8 protein-coding genes are annotated in these 9,642 nt (G+C 44.1%); all 8 read right to left on the bottom strand.

All coding sequences use genetic code 11. The features are described 5' to 3' along the window. The coding region (gene tssK, locus Xinn_RS18805; RefSeq protein WP_169923505.1) for a type VI secretion system baseplate subunit TssK at positions 1–162 on the bottom strand (162 nt) is incomplete at its 3' end. Beyond that, complete coding sequence (tssJ, locus tag Xinn_RS18810) at positions 155–721, bottom strand: type VI secretion system lipoprotein TssJ (protein WP_169923619.1); 567 nt, start codon at positions 719–721, stop codon at positions 155–157. The genes tssJ and tssK, both read right to left, overlap by 8 nt. Before the next feature lie 80 nt (positions 722–801). Further along, positions 802–1,191: a DUF4150 domain-containing protein gene (locus Xinn_RS18815; protein ID WP_086953324.1), complete on the bottom strand. Its 390-nt coding sequence runs from the start codon at positions 1,189–1,191 to the stop codon at positions 802–804. 9 nt (positions 1,192–1,200) lie between these two features. After that, entirely contained in the window at positions 1,201–1,818 is a 618-nt protein-coding gene (locus Xinn_RS18820; RefSeq protein ID WP_086953323.1) for a DUF3540 domain-containing protein, read from the bottom strand. A gap of 14 nt (positions 1,819–1,832) precedes the next feature. Further along, positions 1,833–2,897 carry a pentapeptide repeat-containing protein gene (locus Xinn_RS18825; RefSeq protein ID WP_086953322.1) on the bottom strand — a complete coding sequence of 355 codons (1,065 nt, stop codon included), beginning with the start codon at positions 2,895–2,897 and terminating at the stop codon, positions 1,833–1,835. After that, on the bottom strand, positions 2,894–5,473 hold the full coding sequence (locus Xinn_RS18830) for a DUF2169 family type VI secretion system accessory protein (protein WP_086953321.1): 2,580 nt from the start codon (positions 5,471–5,473) through the stop codon (positions 2,894–2,896). Before Xinn_RS18830 ends, Xinn_RS18825 begins: the two co-directional genes overlap by 4 nt. Before the next feature lie 142 nt (positions 5,474–5,615). Then, positions 5,616–7,778 carry a type VI secretion system Vgr family protein gene (locus Xinn_RS18835; protein WP_086953320.1) on the bottom strand — a complete coding sequence of 721 codons (2,163 nt, stop codon included), beginning with the start codon at positions 7,776–7,778 and terminating at the stop codon, positions 5,616–5,618. A gap of 842 nt (positions 7,779–8,620) precedes the next feature. Then, positions 8,621–9,379, bottom strand: a complete 759-nt coding sequence (locus Xinn_RS18840) for a hypothetical protein (RefSeq protein ID WP_086953319.1) — start codon at positions 9,377–9,379, stop codon at positions 8,621–8,623. Between the last annotated feature and the right edge of the window lie 263 nt (positions 9,380–9,642).

Raw genomic sequence — 9,642 nt, forward strand, 5'->3', positions numbered from 1 at the left:
CATTTCCTGATCCAGTTCCAGTGTCAGAAAGCCCCAGTAGTAAGGCCGTTGGGCGGTTCCCCAATCACGGGTATAGGCTTCCAGATAGCTTTCCGCCTGCTGGAAGTGATGGGGGCGTAAAAACATGCCTTCTGTCCAGATGACTTTTTCAGATTTATTCATGATGTTCTTCAGTCCATGCAGCACACGTTTCGTCAGGGCTTAACCCTGTCCCCGTCACTTTAAGACACACCGGAAGTGTCTTCGGGGCAGAGCGCCAGAATTGGTAAAAGGGTGGCTTGGTGGAACGCGGAGCTGGTAGTGCCAGACGCCATTGTTTACCCTCTAAGTTCCGGTACTCGGCAATGATGCCAATGTAGTTAATGTCAGGCTGATTTTGCTCCGGCCACGTCCGGGTTCGTTCGGCAGGAAGAATAAAATACTGATCCTCATCGACCAGTTTATCCCCCAGAGCATCTTTGGCGTTGCCCTGTAGGGCAAAAAAATCGGCGGACATAAACGTCTCTTTTGATTTCAGGAGCATCACATCAATCTTCAGGGGCGCGGATTCATTGACATCCGGGGCGATAGTCAGCCGGAGTTGATAAGGTGGTCGTGTTTCTGGTTGTGAGGTACAACCCGTCAGTAGTAAAAGCAGCGTAAAGACCCGGCCTGATTTCATCATGCCGTGAAGGGAAGACACCGTTTTTTTCAGTTCATAAAACGAGTCCATCAATATCATTAAGGCTCCCGGCATCACCTGTATATTAGTAGACCATCATATAGTAGACATATAATAGACCATCGTAAGAATGTCAGGGTTCAGGCTGATAAAATCAGAACTTTGGTCTGACTGGGGGTGATACGGCAGCCGACTGCATTGGTTGAATTCTGCATCGACATACTGGTTAGACGTGTCACCGGAGCCCCTTTAATTAAGAGAGTATTAGCACCTAATGTATGTCGTGCTGGCCCCATTACTGTACCGGAAGCTACGCCCATGTTAACACCCGAATTATCGCCGGTGGTCATGGGATAGATCGTCATCAGATTGTGAACCGGTGCTCCCGAAAATAAGATATTCATGGCGTTAGTAATACCGGTCGGGCCCTGAGCCATATTGGGATACGGTATTGGGGTCGAGAAAGGGGGGGTCATGCAGACATCCGGTACAGCCAGATCCATTCCGCCACTTTGTGTATTGGCAAACATAAGGCCTCCTTAACCAACATGAATTTGCTCAGCATCTATTTTCGCGACAGCTTTGGCTGACATTAGTGTGTTCTGGGCGTGCAGGCGGAGATAACTGTCTGCCTGCATATCTAACTGGCCCGCCCGCACCTGTTCGGTCTGCGCGGTGTGGCGAAACAGCCGGTGGCTGAGTTGGGTGATGGTCTGCCAGACTGATTCAAACTGGTTACCAATCAATTGGGTGATGGTTACCCAGGCGGACAGGGATTCTCCGGTATAGTGCATTTTTTTGATATGACAGTGCCCGCTGTCGGCATCAATATGTAACTCTTCGCTGTTGAAATGTAAATTACCCTGAGGGGCGAGAGTTAAATCCCCCGGAACGGTGATTTCTGCCTGTTGTTGGTGTTCCGGTCGGGTTAATACTGCCAGCAGCCAGTGTTGCCCCTCCACCTGAGTGACTAAGACGGTATCGCCCAGTTCCGGAGTCAGCAGACAGCTGACCGCTCTTTGGCAGCGCCAGCCACGGTGGTGACTTTCCACCATAAAGCTGCCGTCCGGAAAGCTGCGGATAACCTGACCAGCCACCTGTTGTGTGGGCTCATCCGTGAGCGGGGGGGAAGAAAGCGCATAAGAAGGTTTTGACATAGGTGTGCTCCTGATTACATCTTGTGTTGGATATTCCACTCTTCGGCAGCAAACAGGTCAGGGTCATTTTCCAGAATTCCCTGTCGGTCGGAGAATTCAGCCCCGGTCTGATCAGCCCGATGAAACAGGGTACGCATAAAATGCGCTGTTTGAAAATCGCTGTGACTGATATTGGCGTAGGAAAAATCGGTATAGGCCAGTTCAGCACCGGTGAAGCGTGCATTGACGGCGTGAACGTTGTGCATCATGGCCTGAGTGAGCTGGCTTTGCCTGAAATCTGCCGAGGTCAGGCAGGCTTTGATAAAGAGCGCCTGAGTAAATACACTGTGGCGACAATCGGCCCGGGTTAAATCCGCCTCGATAAACAGAGACTGGTGGGCGTTAACCTGAGATAAGACGGCCTCCTGTAAGCCCGCTCCCTTAAAATTACAGCGGGTCAACTGTGCCTGATGGAAATTCACCGCTGCCAACTGACAGCCGGTAAACTGACAGGCCTGAAACGACAGTTGTTGCCAGTCCTGTCCACGCAGATCACATTCAAAAAAAATGGCTTGCGTGAATGTACTGACCGAAAAATGTGTTTTGCGTAAATCCAGCCGGAAAAAGGTGACCAGAGACAGTTGGCTGCCTGTGATCCGGGTCTGATCAAGCAGCGAGTCAATAAAGGTGACCCGTTTCAGGTCACTGTGATGAAAATGGGTATCGTGCAGTGTACAGGCGGTAAATTGGGTGGCATCGTGGTGAGTGCCGGTAAAGTCCGCCTGTGCTAAATCACAGTGATTAAACAGGCTGTTGGCAAGGTGGCTTTGACTGAGAACAGCCCCCGCCATCTGACAGTGTTCAAACACATTCTGTTCAAACTGAGCACCGTCAAACGATGCCTTATCGAACCGGCAGTCAGTAAACAGCGTGTCTTTCAGTTGAGCTCCAGACAGATCCGCTCCGGAAAAATCGACGGTATGGAATATCCCACCGGTTAAATCCTGCCCGGTCAGTGAGATATTTCGTACACTGACTTTTTCAATAAGATCACCCTGTTTGATTTTTGCGATCAGAGCCTCGGCTGACAGGGTATTCATATCACGTCCTTATCGCGTTTCGGTAATGTCTTGAGGCCATGCATATAGGCCCCGTCAAACAGGGTGGCTTCATCAATAACCGATTGAGAAAGGTCGGCCCGAAAGACATTCGCACCCCGTAAATCCGCACCATTCAGGCGGCATTTCTGCATCAGAGTCTGCATCAGGTTGGCGTGATTCAAGCGGGCATCACGTAAATCGGTGCGGATAAAGGTACTTTTGGCGGCATTCAGGTTCTGCATCTGTGCTGATCGGCAGTCCGCTTCACTCAGGTCGCTGTTATTCAGCGTTGCCGAGTGAAATTGTGCCTGTACCAGCGGCATCTGACGCAGATTGCACTCAGTCAGTGTCGCCTGAGTAAAGTCCGCCTGATTCAGTGTACTGTTCATCACGAAAGCACAATTTAACAGGGTGGCTGAACAAAACCGACTTTGACAGGCTGCTGTTTCTATCCATGTGCAGTCAGAAAGCCGGGCATGGTCAAAAACGGCGTTTTCCAGCTTACACTGAAGAAACGTGACCTTCTTCAGGATGGCATGATGAAAACGGAGAGCTGGTAAAGTCAATTCTGTCAGAGTACAGTCCGTCCAGTGCGAGGCGTGAAAATCACACTGGGTAATAAAGGCTTGTTTCAGGAAAAGGTTCGAGAAAGTAGCATGACTGAACCGACAATGGTCGAACAGGGCTTCCTGTAATTGTGTGCCGTCAAAGTGGATGGCGGAAAAATCGCTCTGTTCACAATGTACCTGAGTCAGATTGGCTTTATCCAGTGTGACACCAGACAGAGTGGTATGGCAGAACGAGGCTCTGGCCAGCATCGCCTCACTGAAATCGGCATTATCCAGTTGGCTGTGATCAAAACAGGCACTTTCCAGTAAGGCGCCGGAAAAGTTGGCTCCCTTCAGATCCAGATGGGATAAATCTGCCCCGGTAAAATCCATGCCGCTGAAATTGCCTCCCTGCGCCATGATGTCCTGTGCCCGTTTACGGACAAAGGCGGATAATTCGCCTTTCAGCCGTAGAGCAGGCGGTTGTGACCGCACTGACGTGAAATACAGTTCCCGTAGTGCCTGTTCAGTCTGCGCCAGCTGTTGTGCATCAAATCCGGTATGCTGTTGTTCCCTATGTAAAATATCCCGTGTCTGATAAATGTTTTCTGGCCCTCTGGCCTGATTTTCCAACGGGGTAAGCTCGGTCTCAACTCCTTGTTGTTTTGCTTTAGCCGTCATATCTGCTTGTTTCCGTTCGGCCTCTGCCCGTTTCTGAGCGGCTTCCTGTTCAATTTTTTCCACGAATTCAGGTAGTTCATCCAGTCGGGGAGGGGACGAAGGGCTGGCGTCCGGCGCAGTGGGGGGAATAATTGCGTTGATATCATAACCCTGCTCAGACAAACGCGCAGCTTGCAGTTCCCGCAGGTGCTGTTCACGCTTAAGAACAGATTCCTGTATCGGGCTGCTTGCTGTAGAGGGTTCCGTATCTATCCACGGGCCGATAATCTCCTCCGGTATCAGATCCTTTTCCCTGAACGCATATAACACCCCTTTCTCTTTATCCGCGCGCTGTTGAGCCACCGTCAGATAATGGTTTGCCGATAAGGGGGTATCCTGTTGTTCCAGAGCGGTAATCATCTGTAAGACATCGACGGCATCATCTTCATTGATTCGGGCGCTACCATGCCATATCAGGAGCATTTGCTCCCGATGCGGGAAAAACCAGACGGTGGTCTGTCGCATGATGATTTCTTCGTCAATCTCGTCTTCAGGGCGTAACCGTTTAATCAGGCAGCGTACCTGCCATGCAGGTAATATGCCTTCCTGTACCGGTTTTTCCGGATGCATGTTTTCAATCCGCCACGGCGCTTTTACCGGCAGGGCATCGAGTTGGTCCCACCATTGATCCTGTGGGGCAGCATTAAAGATTCGCCAGTCAATATCCTGAGCATAACCCGGAAATTCATTTTCCAGCCATGCCTTATCATAGCCCTGACCGATACGGGTAAATCGGCGTGGCCAGACAAAATCCAGTGGACAGAAACTGGCTGGTTCAGGCGTTTCTTCCGGTGATAACCAAGGCGTATGGCCGGTTTCAATATTTGGCAGCCGGTGTATTTTGGTACCGTCTTCCTGTGTTTCTGGCTTAAAACCAATGCCGTGTGGGTTTTCTTCATAGCCTTCACCGCCAAAAGCCCGGCTCCAGTCCAGCCGCATATGTTCAAAAGGTTGAGGTTTTGAAGGCTTCTCGCCAACCCAGTAACGATCACCAAATGCCACCAGTTTTTTTTCCAGCTGATCGACTTTAATTCGTACCGCACACGCGGATTTATCCGCCTGATGACGGGTATAAGCATAACCGGTTGCCAGAAATTCCGGATGGGATTTAGGCATGGCCAGATCAATCACCCCGTTGCAGGTTTTCAGTTCTTGCTCAGCCAGTTGCCAAAGTTCAGGTTCCGGGCGCAAGCGGGGGGTTGGCCCCATATCTGCCAGCGCCATCACCGCGACTCCAAGGTGATTTTTCTGCATCCAGCGATAAGGCCGGTAAAGCACACTTAAACGTAACGGTTTGATAATTTTCATTAAAAGGAAAACCTGCAAATTGTACTTATAGCCAATGTATCCTGAGTTTTATCATGGAGATATGGCAGAAAATTCCAATAAACACCGATATGTAACGACTGGAATCAGTGAAACACAACCAACAACGAGAGAGCAAGTTATCTCAACAGATGATATGTAAACTACTGTTCAAAATATTGGCGTTGGATTGTGCAATTGAGGCAGTTGACGTGGCTACCTTCACATCTGATTTACTGAGGTCTACACCTGTTGAACTCAGTGATACCATGGTTGAGCTTATCGCAAATTTAGTGTTTGAGATACTAAGATCGGTTGAGCTGATATTAAGATTCGTTGTAGACAGTGACAGGGTCACTGAACTTATGCTGACTTTGATATTAGAAACACTGAGCATCTGAGATGTGTAGAAGGAGTGGGGGCTATCAACGACAACATTAGTATCACTTTTGATTGTAATCAGATTAGGACTGGAGATTAGCGTTGTTCCGGTAATCTTTTGTGTCCAGTTTCCATCAATGCTGGCAGTTAAATCACCTTTGAGTTTATAAGTATCCCCATCGCTGATTTCGGTGTTTCGGCCTTTCTTTATAGTTCGCTGCTGCCCATTATCAATGGTTAAGGTATCTTTATTGTTGATAGTCGTATCACGGGTATTTTTGTAGGTAAATCTGGCTTTACCTGTCACCGTGTCTGTTTGTTCTTTTTTGATTTCCGTTGTGCGATTCCCGTCAATAGTGACATTTTTATCTTTTTCGACGGAAATATTCATGTCCCGCTCTGCATGCAGATCAAATAACTCTTTATCCGGTTCATCATCCATAAAGAGATAGTTGGCCTGATCATGCTTACCACTCTTGGTATTTGACATCACACCACTGCGGGTTTCATATTTGGGAAGTTCCCAGGGAGGCATGTTTTCGTCATTATAGGTACTGCCAATAACAAAAGGTTTATCCGGATCGCCGTTGACAAAACTAATCACAACCTCTTCACCCACACGGGGAACGTTGACACTGCCGTATCGCCAGCCAGCCCAACGAGTTGCCACACGTATCCAGCAGGAACTGGTATCGTCTTTTTTATCAGTTTTATCCCAACGGAATTTTACTTTTATCCGACCATATTTATCAGTCCATATAGGTTTATTTTTAGGGCCGGTGACAACCGCCGTTTCTACACCGGTTGCTTTTGGCCAGGGAATAACAGCTTGGGGCTTCCAATGCACATTGGAGGGAATGGCTTCAAACTGAACACTATTTTTATCCATTTTATTGTCATTATTATCATCGGTATTATTCTCGAAGGCCGAGCCATAATTTGATTCATAAAATGAATACTGTGCTCCGGTAATCAGGTAATTATTGTAATCATCCCCTTTAATACTATTAGGCAGAGAAAGTGTGAACGTATGACCCGGTGCCATTCCTAATACATTACCTTGCCCATTAATGAGTTCGCTTTGTGCTTCTGTTGCCTGTTGAAGTACACGGACATAAAATTTACCCTGATCACTTTTTACAAAGCGCCCGGGCCACATAAATATTTCTGTGTTATCAATAGAACTGAGCGGTGTTTGAACGAGGGTTTGTAATTTGGCTCTGGGTTTACGAAAGTCGTAGTCATCAGTACTGAAACTGTTTGCTATAGTCGTGCTACAAATATTCCAAGTATAAATATATTCTTTATCCAGCTTTCTTAATATGTTACCAACACTAAAATAGTCAATCGTATCATACCCCGGCATAGGGAAATGCATTTGGGGCATATCGACTAATACCATGGTATGGTTGCCATTATCGTGTTTAAAATAATAATAAATACCTTCATGTGCCATGAGGCGATGAATGAAATCAAAATCAGTTTCATTATATTTGACGCAATATTCCCACGGGCGATAACTTTCAATGAGATTATCCTCGATATTGACGCCGGCTTGCTGTAGCACAGTGGAAATAATTTCAGGGACAGTTTTCTCCTGCCAGATACTATATCCGAGTTTTTTTCTTAACTCCCATAACTTAGGTCTGACTATGGCAGTATATAAATAAAGTCTGTCATCATATTTATAGAAGGGGGAATAAGAAATTTGTTCTATATAGCCACTTAAGTATCTGGTTTGTTTTGACGGGGTTTTTATTTCTACGGTTAGTGCAGTATTATGCAGAGATATAGGATCAGATAATCTATTCTTACTCAATAATTCAATCTCAAATTGATAAGGCTCTGATAATCTTTCAGTTCCTTTTAGTGATTTAAAATATAAATCTTCACCGGATGAAGTATGTGCTATAAACTGTCTTTCCATAAGATTGGCTCGCTTTTATTCAAAGCTACCGCATATTCCTGTTGTACACGGGAATATATGATAGTTGGAGAAACTCACCGTCACGCGGCATCTTGAGCTATATGATGTAAAGTTATGTATTAGATACTGTTGGTTTTATGATGCTAAGTTAAGCATAACAACTACTATTTGCAATCATCGCATGACGCTTTATTGGGCTCACATGTAAACTTTGTTTATGTTTTTACTTGTTTGTGTTTGGTTTTTTAATATATATTTTTGTTTTTTATATATAAAGCAATTATCGATTAGTTAAATGGATAATTACGGTTAATTGTATTAAGTTGAGTGACTAATTTAATTAATAGATTAATGTTTTAATATGATTAAATATATTTAATTTGTTTGTGAGGGAAATAATCTAAAATGGATGAGATACGAAAGGAAGAATTAAGAGAGGAGAAGAGGGTATCGTTTATGGTCTTAAAAATAAAAAACCACTACTGAATCTTCTCTGGTCAGGAGTCGATTCTTTAGTGGTGAATTAAGAAAGCTCAGATTAATCAACGAAGTGTTTATTACAAAAAATTATTCTCAGTGAGAGAGCTATATTGAATATTCAACCGTGGTAGTAATAGAGGATATAGCAAGAGAGGATAAAAGCAGAAAATAATGAGGGAACTATATAAATAACCAGTCTTAATATATGAGGTGGTATATAAGTTGGCGGGATAAATAGTGATGTTATAAGGTCGTGATGCGAGGATTGTGTGGGAAATATTTCTATATAAAATAGCTTACTCATTGAAAGAGTATTTTAATATTAAGTTTTATATCATGAAATATACTCAATAATAGCTTGGTTATGGCCAGATATCATCTTTATCAAGTGATGTTAAAATGCTCCCGATATTTTTTTGGGGTTCTGTGTTATATTCCAATCTAACTAAGTTTTTTATTTTTGTTATGGATTTTTCTGCGAGATAATACATTTGGTCATCTCTTGGATCTACAGGGAATCTTCCAAATCCACTATTATCGATCAAACCGTCAATATATTTTCCTCCATCAGACCATTTTTCCATTTTCATTCTCCAGTCTAATGAATAATAATGTGCTTTGCAGACTATATTTGCCCAAGGGTCACATATCCAAGAGTTAAAAGGTAATTGGTCACGTATGAATATATCGCCTATGTTGCGGGTTACGTTTTCCTGAATAGGTACAATTAGAACAAAATTATGATCATATGGAGGGAATGTTGATATAATTTCTATCGTACAAGATGACTTAAGTTCATTTAAAATATCTTGAGATCTATTTTGTTGTAAATAAAAAAACACCACCAGTGAATACTCATGGCAGTTACCTACAGGAAATGGTGAGGAAAGTATTTTTTGGTATGTTTGTTCTGGTGAATCAGACATAGTGTTAAGACGTAAATCACCTAATAGATTATTTTTAAGAATAATAGCTAAAGGTGAATATAATTCTTTTTTTCTATCAGATAAATTATTTTGATTTATACGTATTTTATTGGGTGATTTAAGACCTCCTGATGAAAACGAAAACTTACGTCTTGTAAAACTATTTGCATCTTTTAAAATGCTTTCAATAGACATATTTTATGATCCTATCGATTAAATAATGATATTTAATAGTTTTCAATTTCTATCACGATCATGATGAGATGGGGACTAAAATTCCGATTCTATTTTGATACTATTAAGCCATATTGGATATCTCTATTTTCAGATTAACTGACAGCAACTCCAGATTAAGTCACCACGATGAATTTTCTGTTCCATTTTACCCAGCCAGCTGCTCAGCCCGAGTTTTACCGGTTCTGACAGATGGAGTCCCTGTATCTCTTCGCGATTCAGAA

The organism is Xenorhabdus innexi (assembly GCF_002632485.1).
In the GTDB taxonomy this organism is placed as follows: Bacteria; Pseudomonadota; Gammaproteobacteria; order Enterobacterales; family Enterobacteriaceae; genus Xenorhabdus; species Xenorhabdus innexi.

What these genes read in the sequence shown, in the direction of transcription:
- tssJ (WP_169923619.1), bottom strand. Translation starts at nt 721, where the DNA reads ATGATATTGATGGACTCGTTTTATGAACTGAAAAAAACGGTGTCTTCC.
- Xinn_RS18815 (WP_086953324.1), bottom strand. Translation starts at nt 1,191, where the DNA reads ATGTTTGCCAATACACAAAGTGGCGGAATGGATCTGGCTGTACCGGAT.
- Xinn_RS18820 (WP_086953323.1), bottom strand. Translation starts at nt 1,818, where the DNA reads ATGTCAAAACCTTCTTATGCGCTTTCTTCCCCCCCGCTCACGGATGAG.
- Xinn_RS18825 (WP_086953322.1), bottom strand. Translation starts at nt 2,897, where the DNA reads ATGAATACCCTGTCAGCCGAGGCTCTGATCGCAAAAATCAAACAGGGT.
- Xinn_RS18830 (WP_086953321.1), bottom strand. Translation starts at nt 5,473, where the DNA reads ATGAAAATTATCAAACCGTTACGTTTAAGTGTGCTTTACCGGCCTTAT.
- Xinn_RS18835 (WP_086953320.1), bottom strand. Translation starts at nt 7,778, where the DNA reads ATGGAAAGACAGTTTATAGCACATACTTCATCCGGTGAAGATTTATAT.
- Xinn_RS18840 (WP_086953319.1), bottom strand. Translation starts at nt 9,379, where the DNA reads ATGTCTATTGAAAGCATTTTAAAAGATGCAAATAGTTTTACAAGACGT.